Origin of the sequence: Pseudidiomarina sp. PP-1MA, from assembly GCF_041200125.1 — a bacterium.
Classification (GTDB): Bacteria; Pseudomonadota; Gammaproteobacteria; order Enterobacterales; family Alteromonadaceae; genus Pseudidiomarina; species Pseudidiomarina fusca.
The window spans coordinates 2,251,458-2,274,730 of record NZ_CP165718.1 but is presented as its reverse complement, the minus strand read 5'-3'; the positions used below and the strand labels follow the sequence as shown (position 1 = coordinate 2,274,730).

Sequence of the window (23,273 nt, the reverse complement as noted above, 5' to 3'; positions counted from 1 at the left end):
TTTACAGTAGCTTGTTAAGCAGCAACAGGGGCAGGGCTGACCGCAATGATCTCCACATGACGTACGCTCCCATTGAGCGGCCAATCAATACTTTGGCCCACGCGCAAACCTATCAGTGCACTGCCAACGGGTGCGAAAATCGAAATTCCATCCTCATGATTGGCTAGCTGCTCTGGATAACACAGCGTTTTGGAAAACTCTTTGTTCAACTCTGCAATTCTAAAAGTAACGCGCGAACCCATGGCGATGACATCGCTAGGCAAATCTTGATGCTTCACCACTTTAGCGCGAGCTAATTCGTCTTCTAGCGCTAACACTTGCTCGTTGGCGTGTGGCATTTTTTCAATATACCGTTCAATGGTGGCGACATCGGCCGCACTTAAAATAATGTCTGGTTTGTTTTGCATGATCTACTCCAACTGACAGCTTAAAAAATCTTGTTAGAAGCTAACAAGTTAAGATGTAACAGTGTCTATGTTTGTATTAATCAACTACGAAAGGGTTAAATAACTAAGCTATGAAACTATCTTGCGAATATATTACGAAAAGGACAATCGAGTTCGTGCCGGGCGCTGCTTGCGTCCGGCCAACTTAGGAAAGGTGAGCGTGGTGCTCATTATGCGAAAGTTTGATTTGAACATGTCCTAAGTATTGATTAAATACAGGCAATCGTCAATCACCTTGAGATAAACCTGTGACTGAGTCGATATTAAGGCTGCTGCGACAATCTTGGTTACATTTCATAATTGACTTTAACGCGCTAGCAGCGAATGATTGGGAAACCTATAGCTGATAATTTAGCTTTATTTAAGAAGACTTAACTAACTACATATTTAATTGATAGGCCAAGCTGGCTTATTTATTAAATATCAACTTCAACAGACCAAGAGACATGGCAGCAATATCATGAAAAAAACACTTATTGCGTTAGCATTGTTAAGTGCTCCGGCGCTAGCTGACGAAGGCATGTGGATGCCGCAACAACTACCTGACATCGCTAAGCAGTTAAAAGCAGCTGGCTTAAAACTAGATCCTAAAGAGTTGACGCAGCTGACTGAGTTCCCGATGGGAGCTATCGTAAGTTTGGGGGGATGTTCAGCATCTTTTGTAAGCCCGCAGGGATTAGTGGCGACTAACCATCACTGTGTTTATAACAGCATTGCTTACAACTCAACTCCAGAAAACGATCTTCTTGCCAATGGTTTCTTAGCTAAAACTCTTAGTGACGAAGTAGCGGCAGCTCCTGGTAGCCGTATTTATGTGACCAAAGCTGTTGATAATGTTACTGATAAGATCATTGATAAAGCTACGGCTAAGCTTACTGGTCAAGCTCGTATTAATGCCATTGAGGCCAACCAAAAAGCTTTAGTAGCAGCCTGTGAAGCTGACGAAGGACACCGCTGTACGGTCGCTTCTTACTACGGTGGTTTAGAGTTTTATCTCATTAAGCAATTAGAAATTAAAGATGTACGCTTAGTTCATGCTCCAGCCGAAGGGGTGGGCAAATTTGGTGGCGATACTGACAACTGGATGTGGCCGCGCCACACTGGTGATTACAGCTTCTATCGTGCTTATGTTAGCCCTGAAGGTAAATCAGCTGAATATTCAGAAGATAACGTGCCTTATCAGCCAGAATTTCATATCAAGTTAGCTAAAAAGCCACTGCAAGAAGGTGACTTCGTGATGGCATTGGGCTATCCAGGCCGCACTAACCGTCATCGTCTGCCATCTGAAGTGCTAGATACCTTTGAATGGAGCTACCCGAATACGGTTAGTCGCTTTAAAGAAACGTTAGACATCATTGCTGAGCAAACTGCGGACAACAAAGACGCTGAACTGAAATACGCAAGCCGTGTGGCGGGTTTGAATAACTACATGAAGAACCGTCAAGGCATGCTCGATAGCTATGCAGAAAGCGATTTATTAGAGCGCAAGCAAGCTGAGCATACAGCGTTAAAAGAGTGGGTTAATAGCAATAAGAAGAATCGTGCTGCTTATGCCGCTGATTTAGAGGCCATTGAAGCTCTTTTGAAAAAGGCCCAGGACGAAGGTCGCAAGAGTTATACGTTAGATGTGGCTACACCACGTTTATTGGGTATGGCCAAAGCTCTGTATCGTTTGAGTAACGAGCAAACCAAGCCTAATGCGGAACGTAAAGCCGGATTCCAAGAGCGTGATTTACCACGCTACCGTGCCTTCGTTGCAGGCTTAGATCGTAGTTTTGATGTGAGCGTTGAAAAAGCCTTAGATAAGCACTTTTTAGCACGTTACGTTGCGCTACCTAAGACCGAGCGCGATGCTCAGTTTGATGCCGCTATGGGCATTACTGATAATATGAGCACCAACGATTTACATGCCTTAATCGACAGCTGGTATGCCAGTACCTTGTTTACTGATGGTAAGGCTCGGGCTGCCTTGTTAGAGCAAAGTCCTGAGCAGTTTGCGCAGAGCTCTGATCCTTTCATTAAAGCGGCTGTAGCTATGTGGGATTACGACCGTGAGCAAGAAGCAGAAGCCGAAGAGCACGCAGGTAAGGTTCAGCAAGCTTACGCAAACTACATGAAAGCAAAAATCGCCTTTATGAAGGCGCAAGGTAAAGCTGTTTATCCAGATGCGAACAGCACCTTGCGGGTCACCTACGGTAATGTGACAGGACGTGACCATGGAACTCATGATGGTACTGCGTGGACTGCCTTCACTACCTTACGTGGGATTGCCGATAAAGCTACTGGTGAGGGCGAGTTTAATGCGCCACAAGCGCAATTAGACAAGATCAAGGCAAAAGACTACGGTGATTACTATGTTAAGAGCTTAGACTCGGTACCGGTGAATTACCTAGCAACCCTTGATATTACTGGCGGTAACTCAGGCTCTGCGGTATTAAACGATAAAGCAGAATTAGTTGGTCTCGCCTTTGATGGAACGCTTGATTCGATTATTTCTGATTGGGATTTCAATCTAGACAATACTCGCTCTATTCAAGTGGATTCTCGCTTCATGCTTTGGCAAATGGAAAAAGTAGACGGCGCAGATGAACTATTGCGTGAGCTTGGGGTGAAATAATCACCTTGTTATAGCTAATAAAAACGGGCCTTTCTGGCCCGTTTTTTTATCCCCCATAAGGGTTTAATGAGTTAACAGTTGTAGTGCTTGTTCATTCACTGAGGTGGCTTGGTTATTCAGTACTACCACGCCTTTAGAACCATCTAGATAAAAGCCCACAAAACTACTAAAGCCACCAGTTTGGCCATTGTGCCAAGCATAAGGGCGCTGTTCGTCGTCGTAACTTATCATCCACCCTAGTGCTTGCGCACAACAGCTACTTTGCTGCAGGCGTGGTTGTAGTAAGTTCATTACGATAGGGTCTTGGTTGGCAGATTTAGCCATTAAAAATTGCACATAGCGGCTCATGTCTTCGACCGTTGCCAGTACTGCTCCGGCCCCAGCTAAGCTCTGGAAAGTCCAGTGCGGTACTACCTGGCCCAAGCTATTATGGCCCTGCGCTAGGTTTAACGCGGGTGGGCTATCGGCTAAGGCTAATTGAGCGTGAGTCATGCCAGCTGGGGTAAATAAGACTTGCTTAAGCAAGACAGCTAAGCTGGTTTGTTGCCGCTTCGCAATAGCTTCGGCCAGCACACCATAAGCAAAGTTCGAATAGAGATGGCTGCCATCCGTGAGTTCTACCTCAGCTAAAGCTTCGGTTAATTCAGTCAGACCGTAGTGGGCATATGGATTGGTTGCCGCAGCACCATCAAAAAGATTCGCTGGCAGCCTTGGCAAGCCGCTGGTGTGGGTTGCCAGTTGTTCTAGCGTGATAGTACTGGGTGCTTGGCTAAAAATACTCTGTAATTTGGTCTTAGCTTGTACGCTATCGCTAGCAATGGCATCTGCCAATAAGTAGCTCACCATGGTTTTGCTCACCGAGCCTATTTCGTACAAGGTGGTCGCGTTGTGATTGCCGTAGAAAGTAGGTTTGAAGCCACTAGCGGTGACGATAGCAGCAGCTCCGCCTTGCTCTCCAAAACTTGGTTGCTGATAATCTTGATTGTTGGCAGCCACATTTTTTAGGAGGGTAAGCGGTAAGGTCGCACCCTGTTTAAATTCGCCTTGGTAACCACCACGAATGGCGCTACCGCGATAACTAGCTTGCAGCATTGGCGAGTTGAATTGTAGGGCCTCATCACTGATCTGTAAATTGCTGACGGGGATACCATAACTTTGCTGGCGCGGACTATCTAAGGTAGCGAGATAACCTTCAGCGAGCACTGCAACATGAAGCACCAACGGCAGTTGCGTCTCCTCATCAATCGCGAGATTGCCCCGATAGGCACCTTCAAAGTTCAAGCGATTGATAGCATCACCGGTTAGCTTATAAAAGGTGATGTCGTAATTTCGGCCTTGTTTAAATTGCCCGCTAAGGTTGCCATTCACAAGGTTGCCGGTAAAACTCAGGCTGGCACGGTCATCAGCAAAACTGACACTGGTAGCGGATAGGTTGGTGCGAGTAGGCTTAATATCAAACGCACCTTGGTTAGGACTATCGTAATATAACTGATTATCTCGTATGGTTAAGCCGAGGGTGATAGCAACTCCTGGTTGCACTTCTAATTTGGCGCGCCAGATACCATCAAGGTTGTTTGCTTGGGCGGGAGTACTCGCAGCAACCAACAGCGCCACAGCAATGAAAACTTGCAGCAGTTTACGCATAACACAGACTCTTTAGTTATTGTTAGAAAGTGAGTGTGATAGTTTATCCTAATGCTGATAGCAAAAGAGTCAACTTAACAGCTAGATTAGCTAACTTTGCAGAAAAACCAATGAACTTTACTTACTTTTACGAACAGGCCGTAAAGCGGCACGGTAAACCACTAGTGCAGCAGCGATTGCCAAAGGTAGCAACTGCTGAGCAATTAGTTGCTAGGTCTGATAATGATTATCTTGCAGAAATCACGCGTTGTGTGTTTCGAGCGGGCTTTGCATGGCAAGTTATTGAGCGAAAATGGGCGGGCTTCGAGGAGGCTTTTGCCGGCTTTTTGCCGCTTTATTGGCAGCAGGTGCCGCCAGAGCGCCTCGATGCACTTGCACAAGATGAGCGTATCGTGCGCAATCCACAGAAAATCGCCACGGTACCGGTAAATGCGCGGATGTTAGTCGACATAGCGGAGCAGCATGGCAGCTTTGGTCAGTTTCTAGCAAACTGGCCGAGCGCCGAACAGCATCTGTTACTTGCATATTTGAAGCAACATGGTGCCCGTTTAGGTGGCACTGCGGCCCAGCATGTGCTCAGACGAGTGGGGTGGGATGGGTATATTCTTACTCCCGATAACCTGACCGCGTTGAAAAATCATCGGTTACTGGATGCATCGCCTTACAGTAAACGTGGCGCGGCCCAAATACAGCATTGGTTTAATCAATGGCATGAGGCTACTGGATTACCTTATAGTCATCTATCGCGAATTCTGTCGATGAGTATTGATGTGCGGGGCTAATCGTTGAAGTGAGGCCAGGGGAGTATCCACTGGCCTCGCGGTTGTTCTGCATTAACCCCTCATAGTAACAAACTCTTCAGCACTGGTTGGGTGCAGAGCGACAGTAGCATCAAAATCAGCTTTGGTTGCGCCCATTTTCATCGCCACGGCAAAGCCCTGTAAGATCTCGTCCATGCCTTCGCCAATACCATGAATACCGATGACGCGCTGCTCTTTACCTACACAGATAAGCTTAAAAGTACTGAGTGCCCGATGTGGGGTAATGGCGTTATACATAGCGGCAAATTGTGAACGATAGACAGTAATATCATCACCATGTACTTCACGCGCTTCGGCTTCAGTAAGCCCAACCGTACCAATTGGAGGGTGACTAAAGACGATGGTTGGTATTTGGCTGTAATCCATGTGGGCATCAGATAAATCAGGATTAAACAGCCGCTCCGCTAGCAGCCGCCCGGCTTTAATGGCGACAGGCGTGAGTTGGGCTTCGCCAGTAATATCACCAACGGCGTAGATACCAGGAACATTGGTATTTTGATATTTATCGGTACGAATAAAACCCTGCTCATCGGCGTTAACTCCAGCGGCAGCTAAGTTAATCTTATCGGTTGCCGGAACACGTCCGATGGCCCAAATTAAACAATCGACATCAGCTAACTGACGGCCGTCTTCGCAATGCACCGTGAGCAAACCATCGGCTTGCTTTTCAACTTTAGCGACAATACAACCCGTGTGTAATTGCAGTTGATCTTGTTGCATGCGCTCTAACAAGGCATCGGTAATATCTTTATCAAAGTAGCGCAAAGGACGATCGCCACGCACTAACAAATGAGCGTCACTTCCAAGGGCGTGTAAGACTCCGGCAATTTCAACGGCAATATAGCCAGCACCAACGACCACGGCTTTTTTAGGGCGTTCTGTTAAGGCAAAAAAGCCGTCTGAATCTATCCCATGTTCAGCGCCTTCAATGGCTGGAATAAGCGGTCTTCCGCCAACGGCGATGGTGATATGGTCTGCAGTAATACGCTCACCATTTACCTCAACGGTGTTGGCATCGACAAAGGTAGCAAAGCCTTCAATGAAGTCGACCCCATTGCTCGCAAAACCACGTTGGTAGCCGCCATGAATACGCTCGATGTAGGCTTCGCGATTAGTCACTAGGGTTTGCCAGTCAAAACCTTGCTGCTTCACATCAAAGCCATAGGCTGAGCTATATTTGAGGGCTTCGGCGATATGGGCGCCATACCACATGACTTTTTTCGGTACACAGCCTACGTTAACACAAGTGCCACCTACGGCTTTCGCTTCGATAACAGCGGCTTTAGCACCGCGAATAGCGGCACGGTTGGCTGAAGCTATGCCGCCACTGCCGGCGCCGATGGCAAGGTAATCGTAATGTCGAGTCATGCGGGTACTCCTAATTCATGCAAGATTGCTGCTTTAATGATACAAATGAATGCTATGATCGCTGAAATTGTGGCAAGGTGCAATGCAAGGCGTACAGCAATTCACTCCTTAACAAGGAATTACGTAATCTCGTGTCAGTTCAGTCGTTACCAGCAACACAAAAACTGCCCAGCTACCAATTAGTGCGTAGCAAAAAACGCCGTTCTATCGCAATCAAAGTGGTACATGGGCAGGTACAGGTGCGGGCGCCGCAGCGGGTCAGCGACGCTGAAATAAACCGCTTGGTGCAGGCGAAAGCAACCTGGATTGCTGAGCACGTTGAGCGCCAGCAACAGCAACTGCAAGGGCTAGCGCCACGCCTGTGGCAGTCGGGTGAGCGCCTGCGCTGGTTGGGGCAACCGCTGCAGCTCAAAGTAAGCCAAGCTGGGCGTAAAACCTGTGAGCGCTATGGGCGCGAATTATTTGTGACGGTAACTGCGCGCAGTAATTCGCAGCAGGAGCCCCGACGTACTGTTATCGCATGGTATCAACGACAGGCACTGCAATGGTTAGACGATTTTTTTGCACACTGGCCGGCTGAGCATGGCCTGCAGCCAAAAGGTTGGTCGGTTGGTGATTTTACCAGTAAATGGGGGCATTGTACGCGGCAGCATCAGCTACGCTTTAGTTGGCGGTTGTGGATGGCACCAGCATGGGTCGTGACCAATGTCGTGATTCATGAACTGTGCCATCTGCAAGAATTTAATCACAGCAAGGCATTCTGGCAGTTGGTGGCAAAACATTCAGCAAGCTACCAAGAAGCCGAACAATGGTTGCGCACTTACGGTAGTACGCTTATGCACAACCACTATTTAGACTACAGCGATGCTGAGTAGCACCAAGCTAGCGAGCTCCAGCGGGCAGGTGCTCTTGTAAAAACTCAGCCATCATGGTGCGTAAATGTAAGGTGGTACCAGCACCTTCGTAGATACCATGCGAGCGATTTGGATAAGCAAAATAGTCAAATTGTTTACCATGCTTAATCAGTTCATTAACGAGGCGTTCGCTGCCTTGAAAATGCACGTTGTCATCGCCGGTACCATGCACTAATAAGAGTTTTCCTTGTAAATTAGCTGCATGAGTGAGGGCGGATGTTTCACGATAGCTTGCCGCTGCCTCGGGTAGGAGACCAGAGTAACGTTCCTGATAAATAGTGTCATACAAAGTTAAATCAGGGACTGGCGCTAACGCCATCCCCAGGTGGTAGGATTCTGGGTAGCGGAATAACGCATTCAAGGTTTGCGACCCACCACCACTGTGACCCCAGATACCAACGCGGTCAGCATCAATAAAAGACCAACGTTCGAGCATCGCTTGTAAGGCATCGTGCTGATCGCGTACAGTGACTACTCCTAGTTGTTGATAAATCGAACGCCGCCACTCGTAGCCTCGCGGTGAGCGGGTTCCGCGGTTATCAATAGAAGCAACTAAGTAACCTTGTTGAGCTAAATAGTTGTGGAATAAAAAGCGTTCGCCACCCCAACTATTGCTTACGGTTTGGCCCCACGGCTCACCATAGACATAGAACAAAATTGGATATTTTTTGCTTGGATCAAAATCTGCCGGCTTGATTAAGAAGCCATCGAGCAGCAAGCCATCTTGGGCGGCAACTTGAAAGAACTCAAAGTCACCGCGCTGCAGTTGGTCGAAGTTTTGCTGAGCGCTCTGATTGTCTTTGATAATACGCAGCGATTGGTGTTCAGGCAGCTTGATCATATCCACGACCGGCATGGTGTCGATATCTGAAAAAGTGTGCACCGCGTAGTTCGCATCCGCTGAAAGTTGATAGCTGTGGGTGCCAGGCTGAGCAGGTGTAAGGCGCTCAAGTTTACCACTGCCGTCTAAGCTGGCGCGGAATAAATAGCGCTCTAATGGGGTGTCAGGAGACGCAATAAAGTAGACCCAGCCACTAGCTGGATTAATTTGCAGCACTTCAATAACATCCCACTGACCGCGAGTGATGGTACGAAGTCTACCCGTGTCACGTTGTACGACATAAAGATGACGGAAACCACTACGCTCACTTAGCCACGTAAATGCAGAGCCTTCATCAATAAATTGCACATCGTCTACATATTCAGCCCAGCTTTCTGTGGTTTCATCCAGCAGCTTCTGGACGGCACCGCTGTTAGCATTGGCGAGAAAAACAGTATTAACTGCTTGTGACCGAGTTAATTGTTGAATTAATAGTGAATCACTATTACCAGCCCACTGCATGCGGACTAAATAATGTTGGCGTGGATCACCTGGTACATTCATCCAAGTGGTGTTACCGCCGCTAGCAGGCATCACCCCTATACGCATGGCGGCATTGGTTTCACCCACCTTGGGGTAGGGAAATTGCTTCAGTGTGGGATACAAGCTATCAGTATTGTTGATCATGGTAAATAAGGGAGTACCGGCGGTATCTAACTGCCAGTAGGCGATGGATTGACCATCCGGGCTCCAACGAAAACCATCACGTAAAAAGAATTCTTCTTCATTGACCCAATCAAAGGTGCCGTTAACGATAGTATCATTGCCGTCTTTGGTTAAAGCCGTAATCCGTTTGCTAGCAAGTTCTTCAACGTAAATATTATTCTTCATCACGTAGGCCACCCGCTTAGCTTGTGGGTCAAACTTAGCGAATTGCAGTGTTGATGGCTCAGCGTTACCTCCAAGCTGCTGTAACTGCTTGGTCTTTAAATCAAACACCCAATAATCGCCCAACGTATGAGTGCGCCATGAGCGTTTGGTGTTGGTGAAGATGAGCAGCTTTTGGCCATCTTCAGACCAGCTGTAATCAGCAATGCTAAGAGGTTCTGCGTCGGTACTAGGGCGCAAATCTGCAGCTGCAACAAGCAGGGTGCGTTGTTGGGTTTCAGGATGGTATCGAACTAAATCTTGACCCCCATCGGTGGCATTTTCAAGCACCGTGTAACCACTGCCGTCGGCTAACCAACGAGTAGGGCCGACGCCACGAGCTGCATAGTCAGAACTGTTATATAGCCGCTCAAACTGAATTTGCGCGCCAGATTGGGTAGCAACAACCGGGGCTGGTTGAGTGCTATCGCTTGGTAAGGAGCTACAGCCGGCAGCAATAAATATACTGGTTAATGCGATGACGCCGTGGCGTATCCAAGCACGAGAACTGCTATGTGTCATACGGACTTCCTGTTATTGTTAGGCCTTGTTAAATGCGCCAATCATCCCTACATAAGGATGATGAAACATCAACGACGCGAATTATTTATACAGCATTATTCAAGAGGATGCGCTATGAGTCAAAACCCTTTGCTCAGTGATTACCATTTACCGCCTTTTAGCAGCATTAAAGCGGAGCACATTGTACCGGCTATCACTCAGCGTATTGCAGACTGCAAGGCAACTATTGAGGCTGTATTAGGGCAACCTGAACGCACTTGGGAGGCTTTAGTAGCGCCACTCGAAGAGGTGGATGACAAGCTTGAGCGTAGTTGGGCACCGGTTTCTCATTTGAATGCCGTGGTAAGCTCAGCCGAGTTGCGCAGTGCCCACGATCAATGTTTACCGCTACTATCTGAATATGGCACCTATGTCGGCCAACACGAAGGCCTGTATCAAGCCTTTAAAACCCTAGCAGATAGCGCTAGTTTTACTGAGCTTAGCCAAGCCCAACGTAAGGTTATTACCGATACCTTACGTGATTTTGAGTTGTCGGGGGTGGCGTTAACAGGAGCAGCGAAACAACGCTATGCTGACATTCAATCAAGGCTTTCCGAATTATCCTCACAGTTTAGCAATAACTTACTAGATGCGACTGATAATTGGCATTTTTTAGTGACGCCAGAACTGCAACAGCAAGCCGACTGGTTAGCTGGGCTACCTGAAAGTGCGGTCGCTGCTGCGGCGGCAGCTACGGCCGAGCACAATCAACAAGGCTGGCGCTTTGGTCTCGATATCCCAAGCTACCTGCCAGTAATGACGTATGCCGATTATGAACCGCTTCGACAAACCATGTATGAAGCCTTCACTACGCGGGCGTCGGATCAAGGGCCACAAGCTGGTCAGTATGATAACTCCGAACTGATGGATGAAATTTTGGCATTGCGGCATGAGTTGGCACAATTGCTTGGTTTTTCGAATTATGCCGAATTATCCCTTGCCACCAAAATGGCGGATAGCCCGGCTCAAGTTGAAGGCTTTTTGCAAGACCTAGCAGAGAAATCGTTACCTCAAGCGAAACAAGAGTATCAGCAGGTAGTTGAGTTTGCTGCGCAGCAAGGTAAAACTGACCTTGCTGCTTGGGATGTTCCTTATTACAGCGAGAAGCTGAAACAGCAAGAATATGCTATCTCGGACGAAGAGCTACGGCCTTACTTTCCTGAGCAACAGGTTATCAATGGCTTATTCCGCGTGGTTGAAACTCTGTTTGGGTTAAAGATAGAGGCCAGCCAAGCCTTCGAAGGTTGGCATGAGCATGTACGCTATTACCAAATCAGTGACAATAATGGCGATCTGCGTGGTAGTTTCTTCCTTGATCTTTATGCGCGAAGCGGCAAACGCGGTGGCGCTTGGATGGCTGACTGTGCGGTACGCAGGATAACCACCCAGCAATCATTGCAACTACCGGTAGCCTTTTTAACCTGTAATTTTAATAAGCCCGTAGGTGACAAACCGGCTCTGTTTACCCATGACGAAGTGCTCACTCTGTTTCATGAATTCGGCCATGGTTTACACCATATGCTGACCAAAATAGATGTTGCTGGGGTATCAGGAATCAATGGTGTCGCTTGGGATGCGGTGGAGTTACCGTCGCAATTTTTAGAAAATTGGTGTTGGGAGCCGGATGCTTTAGCGATGATCTCTGGTCACTACGAAACCGGTGAACCGCTGCCAACTCAGTTACTTGACAACATGCTAGCTGCACGGAACTTTCAATCGGCCATGCAAATGGTACGACAACTTGAGTTTAGTCTGTTTGATTTGCGTATTCATCGTGATTTCGATCCGCAACAAGAACAGCAAATTCAAACCATTTTAGATCAAGTGCGCGAACAAGTGGCAGTGCGAAAGCCGCCGGCAAGTAATCGTTTTCAGCATAGCTTTGGACATATTTTTGCTGGCGGTTATGCAGCTGGTTATTACAGCTACAAATGGGCCGAGGTCCTTTCGGCGGATGCTTTTGCGCGTTTTGAAGAAGAAGGCATCTTTAATCGGCGCACGGGGCAAGACTTTTTGCGCAGCATCCTAGAACGGGGTGGCTCGCAGGATGCTATGGAGCTGTTCAAAGCATTTCGTGGGCGAGAACCACAAGTGGATGCATTATTGCGTCACAGCGGCATTACCTCGTTTGAGCAGTTGGTGGCTGCTGAGTAAGAGTAAAGTACAAAAAAGCCAGCTAAAAAGCTGGCTTTTTTTGCTGACAGCAGTTGCTATCAACTCGCTAGAATCGTGTTAACAAGCAGCACTAAACCTAATACGAACAACACCGCAAAGACCACGCCAATGCCAATAAACAACAAGGGGTTGCCCTTGTTGAAATCGCGCTTGCGATTGGCTTCGGTTTGCACCCCAAACATGGCTGCTAGGACACTGACAATGACGGCCAATAAACCAGGTTTTTCAACATGAGTATTATCGACGCTAGGCAGCATAAGCAGGTCTACTTTTAGGCTATTGAAGTGGATTTTCGTAGTGGCGCTTAGACTTGTCTTTACTATTGAAAAGTAGCTCGAACAAATCTAAAAAGTGAAACTGCGTCGAGCGGCTTTGCCCAGTAAACCACGCATGCCAAGAAACTTGCTTGGCTGGCGCAACACAAGCTTCTAGTGAACTGTGCTGTTCACTGACATCTAATAACTGCTCGCACTGTTGGGTGTAATTGCTAGCTGTCGTTTGCCATGCTGGTGCTAGAAAAGCGCCAGACAAAATCGTGCCAGTAATAACTGCAATTATCATTAATCGCAACTTCATAACTGACCTCCATTTAAATAAGGGTTGATTCGGCTTTAGCTAAATTTATCGATGAGGTGAATCACGTAAATTTGGTTAACAATTAGACTACTAAAATAGCAGGAATAAGGTTCATTCGCCACTCTTAAAAACGCATTTTTTTGACTGCTAAGCGCACTTAGCTCTGTTACACTTAGTGGATATTTCGCTAGCAGAGGTTTTTATGGCTGACTATCTTATTGCTCCGTCTATTCTCTCAGCTGATTTTGCGCGGCTGGGCGAAGAGGTTGACGCAGTGTTGCAGGCGGGCGCTGATGTCGTTCATTTTGATGTGATGGACAACCATTTTGTGCCGAACTTAACCATCGGCCCAATGGTATGTAAAGCGCTACGAGACTACGGTATTAAAGCTCCTATTGATGTCCATTTAATGGTACAACCGGTAGACCGAATGATCGATGATTTTGCGGCTGCTGGCGCTTCCATCATTACCTTTCATCCTGAAGCCTCAACCCATATCGATCGTTCTTTGCAGCAGATAAAAGCAGCCGGCTGCCAGGCCGGCTTGGTATTTAATCCGGCCACGCCCCTGCACTATCTAGATTATGTGATGGATAAACTCGACGTTATTTTGTTAATGTCGGTGAACCCAGGATTTGGTGGGCAGTCGTTTATTCCGTCGACGCTAGCGAAACTAAAACAAGTGAGGCAGCGTATTGATGCCAGTGGACGCGATATTCGGCTAGAAATTGATGGCGGTGTCAAAGTCGATAATATTGCCGAAATTGCGGCGGCAGGCGCTGATATGTTTGTGGCGGGTTCGGCGATTTTCAATCAGCCTGACTATGCAGCTGTGATAGCAGCGATGCGCAATGAGTTAGCTAAAGTTTAATGAATTATTTAATGGAATCTTTTCAGCATGAGTAAACCTATCGTATTAAGTGGCTGTCAGCCGTCAGGACAATTATCTATTGGTAACTACATTGGTGCGTTACGCCAATGGGTAAAAATGCAGGATACTCATGATTGTCGGTTTATGTTGGTGGATTTACATGCCATCACGGTACGCCAAGACCCAGCTCAGCTACGTTCAGCCACACTGGATGGGCTAGCACTTTATATGGCGTGTGGGTTAGATCCTCAAAAAAGTGTGATTTTTGTCCAGTCCCATGTACCAGAGCATGCGCAGCTAGCTTGGGTGCTCAATTGTTACACCCAAATGGGTGAATTGAATCGGATGACCCAGTTTAAAGATAAATCAGATCGTCACGCCAATAATATCAATGCAGGTCTGTACACCTACCCAGCATTGATGGCAGCAGATATTTTGTTATATCAAGCGAACGAAGTGCCGGTGGGTAATGATCAGAAGCAGCATTTAGAGCTGGCGCGCGATGTGGCTACCCGATTTAATAATCTGTATGGCGATGTTTTTACCATTCCTGATCCTTTCATTCCAGAAGTGGGTGCAAGGGTTATGAGCTTGCAAGATCCGAATAAAAAGATGTCAAAGTCAGACGACAACGAGAATAATTTTATTGGCTTGTTAGAAGACCCGAAAAAAATCGAGAAGAAATTAAAACGAGCTGTAACTGATTCAGATGAGCAGGCACGGATTTATTTTAATCCAGAAGAGAAGCCGGGCGTTTCAAATTTACTGTCAATTATGTCGGCTGCTACGGGACAACCTATCGCTGAGTTAGTCCCTAGTTTTGAAGGCAAAATGTACGGACATCTGAAAAAAGAAACCGCAGAAGCTGTGGTTGCCATGTTGGAGCCTATTCAGCAGCGTTATCATGAGTACCGTAATAACCTTGATTATTTGAATCAGGTGATGGCAGCGGGAGCTACTGCCGCGAGTGAACATGCGGCAGCAACTCTGCGTAAAGTCTATGATGTGATTGGTTTTGTGCCACGCCCTTAAGTTCTAGACAAAAGTAGTGAGACGCGCTGGTGTTATTACTGATTGATAACTATGACTCATTTACTCACAATGTCGCGCGCTACTTTTGGGAGCTAGGTGCGAACCTAAAAGTAGTGCGTAACGATCAGATAACCCTTGCTGAAATCGCTGCGCTACCACTGACTGGTTTGGTGATTTCTCCAGGCCCTTGCACGCCAGATGATGCTGGGATTAGTCTTGCCGCTATTAGAGAATTTGCAGGACATGTTCCGATTCTAGGCGTGTGTTTAGGGCATCAAGCCATCGCGCAGGTGTTTGGCGGGAAAGTCGTGCGTGCCGGCACCGTCATGCACGGTAAAACTTCGTTGTTGCAACATCAACAGCAAGGGCTGTTTGCCGGTTTGCCTACTCCATTCAAGGTGGCTCGTTATCATTCCTTGCTGGTGCAGCCAGACAGCGTGCCGCCAGAATTAGTGGTTGATGCTTGGGTTGAGACTGCTGCTGGCGAGAGCGAAATCATGGCACTGCGACATCAGCAGCTTCCGGTCTGGGGCGTGCAATATCATCCTGAGGCGATAGAAACTGAATTCGGGCATGAGCTATTTGCCGCCTTTTTACGCCATTGTCAGGCTCCCGATGAAACCCAGTTAGCAACGCCTTAAGAACAACTTAATATGCAGCAAAAGGGCTAGCTGATGCATAATTATGCAGCGGCTCTGCAAGCTTAGCTAACCACCTCTCTAGCCCGCATTTTTTCTACGCTGTAAGCACGACAACGGTGCTTTTTTCTGCGATAATAGCTGCACTTAAAAGTGCTTTAATCGATAACAAAACGAGGCAGCTATGACTAATAAATTATCCGTAACTCGCGCCACCTTTGATGACGTGATGGTACCCAACTACAACCCAGCGCAGATGATTCCAGTGAAAGGCGAAGGGTCACGCGTGTGGGACCAAGCCGGTACTGAATATGTCGATTTTGCCGGTGGTATTGCGGTGAATTGTTTAGGCCATTGCCACCCAGCGATGGTGCAAGCGCTAACTGAGCAGGGCAACAAACTGTGGCATTTAAGTAACGTTTTCACTAACGAGCCAGCGCTGCGCTTAGCGCAAAAGTTAACTGACGCTACCTTTGCCGACCGGGTTTATTTCGCAAACTCAGGCGCAGAAGCGAACGAAGCCGCATTAAAATTGGCGCGACGTTGGGCGTTAGATAAATTCGGACCAGAAAAAGACCAAATTATCGCTTTCAATAAAGGTTTTCACGGCCGTACGTTCTTTACTGTAACAGTAGGTGGTCAAGCTGCTTATTCGGACGGTTTTGGGCCAAAACCTGGTGCCATTGAGCACGTTGATTACAACAACTTGGCTGCACTAGAAGCGTTAATGTCTGATAAGACTTGTGCGATCATGATGGAACCTTTGCAGGGTGAAGGTGGTGTTATTAGCCCTGATGCAGAGTTTGTCAAAGGCGTGCGTGAGTTGTGTGATAAATACAATGCGTTGTTGATTTTTGATGAAGTGCAAACAGGTTTTGGGCGTACCGGTAGTTTGTATGCTTATCAACAGTTGGGTGTAACCCCAGATATTTTAGCCTCGGCTAAGTCGCTAGGTGGAGGCTTCCCGATCGGTGCCATGTTGACCACAGCAGAGATTGCTGCTCACTTAAAACCTGGTACTCACGGCAGTACTTACGGTGGTAACCCGTTGGCTTGTGCTGTTGCTGAAGCGGTATTCGATGTAGTGAACACCGATGATGTGTTAGCCGGCGTGAAACAACGCGAACAGTTGTTCAAAACCACCCTGCAGCAAATCAACGAAAAATATGGCGTGTTCCAAGATATCCGTGGCCAAGGTTTGTTGCTAGGTGCGGAGCTAACTGAAAAATTCGATGGTAAAGCTCGCGACTTTTTAAATGCAGCAGCCGCTGAAGGTGTGATGGTACTAGTGGCCGGGCCAAGTGTGATTCGTTTTACGCCGTCGTTGATTATTCCAGAGCAAGATATTCTGGAAGGGTTAGCGCGCTTTGAACGAGCTGTTGCCAAGCTAGCTGGCTAATCCTCACGGAGACACTTTATGTTAGTGGTTCGTCCGATAGCGCCGCAGGATTATGCGGCGCTTTATACCTGTGCAGTTGAGTCTGGACATGGTTTTACCTCGTTGCCAGTTGATGAAACCTTACTCCAACGTCGTATTGCCAGAGCTCAAGAAGCCTTTGCCCGTGCTCATGTGAGTGAGCCTGGTGAAGAAGGCTACTTGTTTGTTATGGAAGATACCAAGTCAGGAGAGATTGTTGGCGTCAGTGGTATTGAAGCCGCAGTTGGCTTAACCGATTCTTTCTATCATTATCGGCTAGGTAAAGTCGTTCACCACAGTAAAGAGCTCGATATTTATAACGCGCAAGAAACCTTAACCTTGTGTAATGACTACACAGGTGTGAGCGAGCTATGTACTCTCTTTTTGCGCGAGCCGTTTCGCAAGAATATGAACGGTCGGGTGCTATCGCGCTTTCGGATGCTGTTTATGGCTGAATTTAGACAGCGCTTTAGTCCATTGGCTATTGCTGAGATGCGTGGTGTATCAGATGAAAATGGCGAATCGCCTTTTTGGGGATGGTTGCAGCAGCATTTCTTTCGGATGGATTTTACCCAAGCTGACTACCTTACCGGAATTGGCGAGAAAGCCTTTGTGGCACAATTGATGCCGCAGCATCCTGTGTATGTAAGTTTGCTACCACCGGAAGCCCAGGCCGTTATTGGTCAGGTGCATGAGAATACGCGGCCAGCCTTAAAAATGTTACAAGCCGAAGGCTTTCGTTGTCGTGGTTATGTCGATATTTTTGATGCCGGACCTACCGTAGAAGCTGAAGTAGCAAATATTAAGAGTGTACGTGAGAGTAAGCGCTTACCAGTTAAAATCGGGCCGGTAACAGAATCAGCCCGTTACATTGTATGTAATACCCGCGTTGCGGATTTCCGCGCGATTCAAGCTCGCATTCAAGTACATGATGATCATGTGGTGATGGAAGCACGCCATAGCGCCGCGTTGCGCGTTGAAGATGGTGACCAGGTGCGGATTGTCAGTCTGACAGGAGAACAGTAATGACCGATAAGAACTTATTTATTAATGGCGAATGGGTGAGTGGCGAAGGCGATTTATTTAAATCAATCAACCCAGCGCGTGATGAGATTATTTGGGAAGGCAAGGCCGCCTCAGCCGAACAGGTTGATACAGCAGTGCTGGCCGCTCGCACTGCTTTTGTGGCTTGGGCTGATCGTAGCTTTGAAGAGCGCCTAGCTATTTGTAAGCGTTTTGCTGAATTACTCGAAGAAAACAAACAAAAATTTGCCCATATTATTGCTGAAGAAACAGGTAAGCCGGTATGGGAAACCTTAACCGAAGTCGCTGCTATGATTGGTAAAGTTGCGATTTCTGAGCGAGCTTATCAAGAGCGTACTGGTACCGTTGAAAACCCCATGGCAGGTGGTAAGGCTTTTGTGCGTCATAAGCCTCACGGGGTGGTTGCAGTTTATGGTCCGTATAACTTTCCTGGGCATTTGCCTAATGGCCACATTGTACCCTCGTTACTAGCCGGTAACACGGTAGTCTTTAAGCCCAGTGAAATGACCCCCAAAGTGGCCGAGTTTACGGTGAAACTGTGGCAGGAAGCGGGCATTCCTAAAGGTGTGATCAACTTAGTGCAGGGTTTGGTTGAAACGGGTAAATCATTGTCTGCACACATGCAGATTGATGGCCTATTCTTTACCGGGTCTTCAGGCACTGGTCATGTATTACACAAGCAATTTGCAGGACGTCCGGATAAGATTTTAGCGCTAGAAATGGGCGGTAATAACCCACTGTTAGTGAAAGACGTCGCTGATATTGATGCTGCCGTACACGATATTGTGCAATCAGCTTTCGTTACCTCTGGCCAACGTTGTACTTGTGCCCGTCGCTTGTTTATCGAAAAAAGCGCTAATGGCGACGCCATTTTGAAACGTCTGATTGAAGTTGCCGAACAGATTGAAGTAGGCGACTACGAAGCCGACCCACAACCTTTTATGGGTGCGATGATTTCTGCTAAAGCCGCCAGCGATATGGTGAAAGCGCAAAATGATTTGATTGATGCGGGTGCTAAAGTATTGTTGAAAATGCTCCAGAAAGATCATCACTTGGGCTTTGTTACGCCAGGCATTTTGGATGTCACTCAGGTGAAAGAAATGCCTGACATCGAGCATTTTGGGCCGTTACTCAAAGTGTATCGCTATACCGACCTTGATGCTGCCATTGCTGAAGCGAACAACACTCGCTATGGTTTGTCGGCTGGTATTTTGTGTGATAGCGAAGAAACCTATCGTTACTTCTTCAGACGCATTCGCGCCGGTATTGTGAATTGGAACAAGCCTATCACCGGAGCCAGTAGTGCAGCGCCGTTTGGTGGTATTGGTGCAAGTGGTAACCATCGTGCCAGCGCTTATTATGCAGCTGATTACTGTGCTTATCCCGTGGCGTCAGTGGAAGCCGAGCAGGTGGTAATGCCGGAGAAATTAGCGCCGGGTTTAAATTTTTAATTGCGATAAATGATCTCTCACAAGTAGGAGCAACCTATGGCAGCAGCAATGCAAGCAGTAGTTAACTGGCGTGACGGTTTAGTGTTTGAGGCTAAATCAGGATCAGGCCACAGCCTGTTAATGGATGGCAATAAAGCTGAAGCTGCCAGCCCCATGGAATTAGTGTTAATGGCTGCTGGAGGTTGCTCTTCGGTTGATGTGGTATCGATTCTTGAAAAGGCTCGTCAGCAAGTCTCAGCAGTACGCTGCGAAGTGCAAGGCGAGCGAGCCGATGCAACGCCAGCCGTGTTTACTAAAGTGCATTTGCACTTTGTGGTAACTGGCACGGATGTTGCTGATAAACATGTTGAGCGTGCGGTTGCTTTGTCGGCAGACAAGTACTGCTCGGTAGCGAAAATGCTAGAGGCCTCAGTAACCATTACCCACAGTTTTGCAATTGAGAATTCATAACTGATGAACTACCGTCATAGCTATCATGCTGGAAATTTTGCCGATGTAGTTAAGCACAGCCTACAATGGTTAGTATTAGACTACTTAGGTCAAAAAGATAAGCCGTACTGGGTGTTGGATACTCACGCTGGTATTGGTATGTATGACTTACAGGGCGAGCAAGCACAGAAAACTGGCGAAGCCACCGACGGCATAGCGCGGTTACTAGGCCGTGATGATATCCCTGCGGTATTACAATCCTATGTTGCTCAGGTGCAGCAACTTAACCCTACCGGTGAGTTGCGTTGGTATCCTGGTTCGCCATGGTTTTCAGCAGAGCAATTGCGCGCGCAAGACCAACTGGTACTGTGTGAGTTGCATCCTCAAGATAGCTTGGCATTAGCTGCTAACGTTAAACAGGAGTTTGCTAGTGCCGGTAGTATCAAAGTCTTAACTGAAACCAACGGTTATGCCGCGTTGAAAGGATTGCTACCGCCACCCATTAAGCGCGGGTTAGTGTTGATCGACCCACCGTTTGAGCAGCGCGATGAATTACAAACCTTAGTTGCCGCTTTAGACGCCGCCACCAAGCGTTGGGCTATTGGTGTTTACGCCGTGTGGTACCCGATCAAAGACCCGCTTAGTATTGGCGACTTTCATCAACAGGTAGCGCAACTCAAGCATGTACAAAAGGCTTATGCAGTTGATATCTTAATTCGGGATGCGCAAGACCCGCAGACTTTAAATGGTTGCGGCATGCTATTTATTAATCCACCGTTTGGGCTGCTACAACAGGTGGATGAGGTGATGAACTACTTAACCCCGTTACTTGCTCAGGGGCGAGGCGCACAGTGGCAGGGGGTATGGCTTACTTAAGCCAATCCACGGTGCCGCCGTTGGCTTTTTTCTCAAGAATTTCTTCAATCAATGGAGTTAGAATTAACTCCATTGCAAACACCATTTTGCCACCAGGTACCACCAAGGTATTCACCCGCGACATAAAGGCGCCATCGATCATCTGTAAGTAATAAGGGAAATCGACGTGCTTCATCCCGCGAAAACGAATAACCACAAAACTCTCGTCTAAACTCGGAATATCTTTAGCGCTAAAGGGGTTGGAGGTATCTACCGTTGGTACCCGCTGAAAGTTGATATGTGTACGCGAAAATTGCGGCACTATGTGGTGAATGTAATCATCCATACTGCGAATAATGCTTTGCGTGACAACTTCTCTGGAATGGCCACGCTCGGAGGTATCGCGAAGCAGCTTTTGAATCCATTCCAAGTTGACGATAGGAACCATGCCAATTAGCAAGTCTACATGTTGTGCAACATCATAATCTTCACCTGCAACACCACCATGCAAGCCTTCGTAGAATAATAAATCGGTGTGCTGGGGCAAGGGCTCCCAAGGGGTGAAGGTACCAGGTGTTTGGTTATAAGGCACAGCATCATCGAAACTATGCAAATAGCGTCTTACTTCGCCATTTCCGGTTTGGCCATACTCTCTAAAGAGCGCCTCTAACCTGGCAAAATCATTGGCTTCTGGGCCAAAATAGCTGATATGACGGCCTTGTTCTTGGGCTTTGCGTATGGCTAATTCCATTTCTGGACGTGAATACCGATGAAAGCTATCACCTTCCACGCACGCCGCATGAATGCGTAAGTTACGAAAAATATGTCGTAACGCTTGGCTGGTGGTGGTGGTGCCGGCGCCTGATGAACCGGTGACGGCAATGATAGGATGCTTGACCGACATGAGTCCTCCGCAAAGTTGAATGATTGTTATACGGACTCATTGCCGCGGGGTCAAGTTTTGTGCTGTACCTTCAAAAAATGTAGCAATTAGTAGTGTGGGGGGATTTCATCCTCGGGTTTTAAGCCATCGCTATCGCCGCGCTCTTGCAGTTGTTGGAACTTTTCCGACATTAATTGCATCTTACGCTGCAAGTTATGTAGCTGTTCGGCTTGTTGTGTTACGAGTTGGTTTAATGTTTCAATAGTGTCGTCTTGAAACGCTAATTGACTCTCTAAGTTCGCAATTCGATTAATCACATCATGATCGTGTTGAGCTGCCATAGGCAAACGCCCCTATTTATGTGTAGTATAGTTAGCGCGACGAATTACAACGTACTCTGACAGAGAATTCAATCCTGGAGAATAGAATGAAGCAATTTAAAAAGCCTTTAGCGCTGGCCTTGGTAGCGCTTGCTGTATCTGGCTGTATGCAACAACAAGAAGAAGCGAAACCAACGGGCCCAGTGAGTTACCAAGTAAGCGAAACTGCCCCGGTAGATGAGCGCGAGAAAATGGCTTATGCCTTAGGTTCTTCGGTAGGTACTTTTGTTGGCAAAACATTAGACCGTCAAGAAGAGGCAGACTTTTTACTCGACCGAGATCTGGTTATCACTGGTTTTGTTGATGCAGTAAAAGCTGAGGCTAAACTTAGCCAAGCAGAAGCTGAAGAATTATTGATGACCATGCAAGAAGTTGTGACTGAGCAGCGTCAGCAAGTTCTAGGTGGTAAGGCCCAAGCTGAAGGCGAAGCCTATCTAGCTGAAAATGCGCAACGCGAAGGCGTAACTGTCACTGAATCAGGCCTGCAATACGAAGTGATTAGCGAAGGTGCTGAAGGTGGCGCGCAGCCAACTGAAACCGATATCGTAGAAGTGCATTACGAAGGAACTTTAATCAACGGCGAAGTGTTTGACAGCTCAGTTGAGCGTGGTGAACCAGCTGTATTCCCACTTAACCGTGTTATCGCAGGCTGGACTGAAGGAGTGCAGTTGATGAGCGTGGGTGATAAGTTCCGCTTTGTGATTCCAGCGGCGCTAGCTTATGGTGAGCGTGAAGTGGGTAATGGTTTGATTCCGGCTAACTCAACCTTGATTTTTGAAGTTGAGTTGCTAGACGTGAAACAAGCTCAAACTGCAGAAGACAACGCAGTAGACGCTGGTTAAGCCCAAGCGCCTACAGCAAGGAGCCATTAGAGCAGTTGATGCTGCTCTAATGTGCTCAGTAATCTATCTTCAAATTCCATCCGTAGTTCTAAGGCTTCGCCTAAGTGCGATAGATGCTGGTCGAACTGTTGTAACCCATTGTCTTCATTGATTTCGCCGTAGGCGTCATTGAAGTCCAGCGCGATTTCGGTGGTGTCACTAATTAACGGAAAAACTTCGTTAGCTAATTCACGGGTGCTTTGTGGTGCTTGTTGACTGTTGCGGATGATCTGGTCATACACTTCAAAGTGACCGGCAGATACGTAATCCATCAATAGCTCGCAAAAATGACGGATATCCTGAGCTGCCGGGAGTGCTTGTGAATCTCGTTCATAGGGCGCTAGGCCAGCTAATTTAAAATAATCCACTAATACTGCCTGTCGTTCTTGTAGCCAGGTATCTATAGCCTGATGAGCGCCACTCCAGCGTTGTTTGGCGTGTTCGTTGCGTTTTAACATGCAGTTCTCCGTTTGAATCATAGTCATCAATCTACTGATGATGCTAAGCTATCGTCAACTATTTT

General features: G+C 47.4%; 22 protein-coding genes. 13 read left to right on the top strand and 9 right to left on the bottom strand.

Annotation, left to right across the window (positions count from 1 at the left end):
- Positions 1-14: 14 nt before the first annotated feature.
- Positions 15-407, bottom strand: coding sequence for a nucleoside diphosphate kinase regulator (gene rnk, locus AB8S08_RS10770; RefSeq protein WP_110075486.1), 393 nt, complete (start codon positions 405-407; stop codon positions 15-17).
- Positions 408-906: 499 nt separating this feature from the next.
- On the opposite strand from rnk, the gene AB8S08_RS10765 reads away from it, so the two are divergent.
- Positions 907-3,063: a S46 family peptidase gene (locus AB8S08_RS10765; RefSeq protein WP_369742729.1), complete on the top strand. Its 2,157-nt coding sequence runs from the start codon at positions 907-909 to the stop codon at positions 3,061-3,063.
- A 63-nt stretch (positions 3,064-3,126) separates the two neighbouring features.
- Here the strand turns inward: AB8S08_RS10765 and AB8S08_RS10760 are convergent, their stop codons facing one another.
- Positions 3,127-4,707 (bottom strand): serine hydrolase domain-containing protein, encoded by a 1,581-nt coding sequence (locus AB8S08_RS10760; protein ID WP_369742728.1) that lies wholly within the window; start codon positions 4,705-4,707, stop codon positions 3,127-3,129.
- A gap of 110 nt (positions 4,708-4,817) precedes the next feature.
- On the opposite strand from AB8S08_RS10760, the gene AB8S08_RS10755 reads away from it, so the two are divergent.
- Positions 4,818-5,489 (top strand): DNA-3-methyladenine glycosylase I, encoded by a 672-nt coding sequence (locus tag AB8S08_RS10755; RefSeq protein ID WP_153827077.1) that lies wholly within the window; start codon positions 4,818-4,820, stop codon positions 5,487-5,489.
- 51 nt (positions 5,490-5,540) lie between these two features.
- Here AB8S08_RS10755 and gorA read toward each other — a convergent pair whose 3' ends face one another.
- Positions 5,541-6,896: a glutathione-disulfide reductase gene (gorA, locus tag AB8S08_RS10750; RefSeq protein ID WP_369742727.1), complete on the bottom strand. Its 1,356-nt coding sequence runs from the start codon at positions 6,894-6,896 to the stop codon at positions 5,541-5,543.
- A 131-nt stretch (positions 6,897-7,027) separates the two neighbouring features.
- Here gorA and AB8S08_RS10745 point away from each other — a divergent pair, with 131 nt between their 5' ends.
- Positions 7,028-7,771, top strand: a complete 744-nt coding sequence (locus AB8S08_RS10745; RefSeq protein ID WP_313933372.1) for a SprT family zinc-dependent metalloprotease — start codon at positions 7,028-7,030, stop codon at positions 7,769-7,771.
- Positions 7,772-7,778: 7 nt separating this feature from the next.
- Here the strand turns inward: AB8S08_RS10745 and AB8S08_RS10740 are convergent, their stop codons facing one another.
- A complete protein-coding gene (locus tag AB8S08_RS10740) occupies positions 7,779-10,079 on the bottom strand; it encodes a S9 family peptidase (RefSeq protein WP_369742726.1) in 2,301 nt (766 codons plus the stop codon).
- 114 nt (positions 10,080-10,193) lie between these two features.
- Here AB8S08_RS10740 and prlC point away from each other — a divergent pair, with 114 nt between their 5' ends.
- Entirely contained in the window at positions 10,194-12,272 is a 2,079-nt protein-coding gene (prlC, locus tag AB8S08_RS10735) for an oligopeptidase A (protein WP_369742725.1), read from the top strand.
- Positions 12,273-12,331: 59 nt separating this feature from the next.
- Here prlC and AB8S08_RS10730 read toward each other — a convergent pair whose 3' ends face one another.
- Both AB8S08_RS10730 and AB8S08_RS10725 read right to left on the bottom strand, forming a co-directional pair.
- Positions 12,332-12,550, bottom strand: coding sequence for a DUF2970 domain-containing protein (locus tag AB8S08_RS10730; RefSeq protein ID WP_153827081.1), 219 nt, complete (start codon positions 12,548-12,550; stop codon positions 12,332-12,334).
- 19 nt (positions 12,551-12,569) lie between these two features.
- Entirely contained in the window at positions 12,570-12,869 is a 300-nt protein-coding gene (locus AB8S08_RS10725; protein WP_110075477.1) for a hypothetical protein, read from the bottom strand.
- Positions 12,870-13,071: 202 nt separating this feature from the next.
- Between AB8S08_RS10725 and rpe the strand changes: the two genes are divergently transcribed.
- From rpe to AB8S08_RS10685, 8 genes are all read left to right on the top strand, one after another.
- A complete protein-coding gene (gene rpe / locus AB8S08_RS10720) occupies positions 13,072-13,740 on the top strand; it encodes a ribulose-phosphate 3-epimerase (RefSeq protein WP_153827083.1) in 669 nt (222 codons plus the stop codon).
- 27 nt (positions 13,741-13,767) lie between these two features.
- Complete coding sequence (gene trpS / locus AB8S08_RS10715) at positions 13,768-14,772, top strand: tryptophan--tRNA ligase (protein ID WP_110075475.1); 1,005 nt, start codon at positions 13,768-13,770, stop codon at positions 14,770-14,772.
- A gap of 29 nt (positions 14,773-14,801) precedes the next feature.
- Positions 14,802-15,413: an aminodeoxychorismate/anthranilate synthase component II gene (locus AB8S08_RS10710; protein WP_369742724.1), complete on the top strand. Its 612-nt coding sequence runs from the start codon at positions 14,802-14,804 to the stop codon at positions 15,411-15,413.
- A 181-nt stretch (positions 15,414-15,594) separates the two neighbouring features.
- The gene (locus AB8S08_RS10705; RefSeq protein ID WP_110075473.1) at positions 15,595-16,809 is read left to right on the top strand and encodes an aspartate aminotransferase family protein; all 1,215 of its coding nucleotides are present in this window, start codon (positions 15,595-15,597) and stop codon (positions 16,807-16,809) included.
- Between the two features lie 18 nt (positions 16,810-16,827).
- Positions 16,828-17,853 carry an arginine N-succinyltransferase gene (gene astA / locus AB8S08_RS10700; protein ID WP_110075472.1) on the top strand — a complete coding sequence of 342 codons (1,026 nt, stop codon included), beginning with the start codon at positions 16,828-16,830 and terminating at the stop codon, positions 17,851-17,853.
- Positions 17,853-19,322, top strand: a complete 1,470-nt coding sequence (gene astD, locus AB8S08_RS10695; protein WP_369742723.1) for a succinylglutamate-semialdehyde dehydrogenase — start codon at positions 17,853-17,855, stop codon at positions 19,320-19,322. Before astA ends, astD begins: the two co-directional genes overlap by 1 nt.
- Before the next feature lie 48 nt (positions 19,323-19,370).
- Positions 19,371-19,772: an OsmC family protein gene (locus AB8S08_RS10690; RefSeq protein WP_110075630.1), complete on the top strand. Its 402-nt coding sequence runs from the start codon at positions 19,371-19,373 to the stop codon at positions 19,770-19,772.
- A 3-nt stretch (positions 19,773-19,775) separates the two neighbouring features.
- Positions 19,776-20,627: a 23S rRNA (adenine(2030)-N(6))-methyltransferase RlmJ gene (locus AB8S08_RS10685; protein WP_369742722.1), complete on the top strand. Its 852-nt coding sequence runs from the start codon at positions 19,776-19,778 to the stop codon at positions 20,625-20,627.
- On the opposite strand, the gene AB8S08_RS10680 is transcribed toward AB8S08_RS10685, so the two are convergent.
- Complete coding sequence (locus tag AB8S08_RS10680) at positions 20,620-21,510, bottom strand: phosphoribulokinase (RefSeq protein ID WP_369742721.1); 891 nt, start codon at positions 21,508-21,510, stop codon at positions 20,620-20,622. The two genes, AB8S08_RS10685 and AB8S08_RS10680, sit on opposite strands and share 8 nt — an antisense overlap.
- 86 nt (positions 21,511-21,596) lie before the next feature.
- Positions 21,597-21,830, bottom strand: a complete 234-nt coding sequence (locus tag AB8S08_RS10675) for a SlyX family protein (RefSeq protein WP_110075468.1) — start codon at positions 21,828-21,830, stop codon at positions 21,597-21,599.
- An 86-nt stretch (positions 21,831-21,916) separates the two neighbouring features.
- Between AB8S08_RS10675 and AB8S08_RS10670 the strand changes: the two genes are divergently transcribed.
- Positions 21,917-22,711 carry an FKBP-type peptidyl-prolyl cis-trans isomerase gene (locus tag AB8S08_RS10670; protein WP_110075467.1) on the top strand — a complete coding sequence of 265 codons (795 nt, stop codon included), beginning with the start codon at positions 21,917-21,919 and terminating at the stop codon, positions 22,709-22,711.
- A gap of 26 nt (positions 22,712-22,737) precedes the next feature.
- On the opposite strand, the gene rsd is transcribed toward AB8S08_RS10670, so the two are convergent.
- Positions 22,738-23,208 (bottom strand): sigma D regulator, encoded by a 471-nt coding sequence (gene rsd, locus AB8S08_RS10665; RefSeq protein WP_110075466.1) that lies wholly within the window; start codon positions 23,206-23,208, stop codon positions 22,738-22,740.
- Between the last annotated feature and the right edge of the window lie 65 nt (positions 23,209-23,273).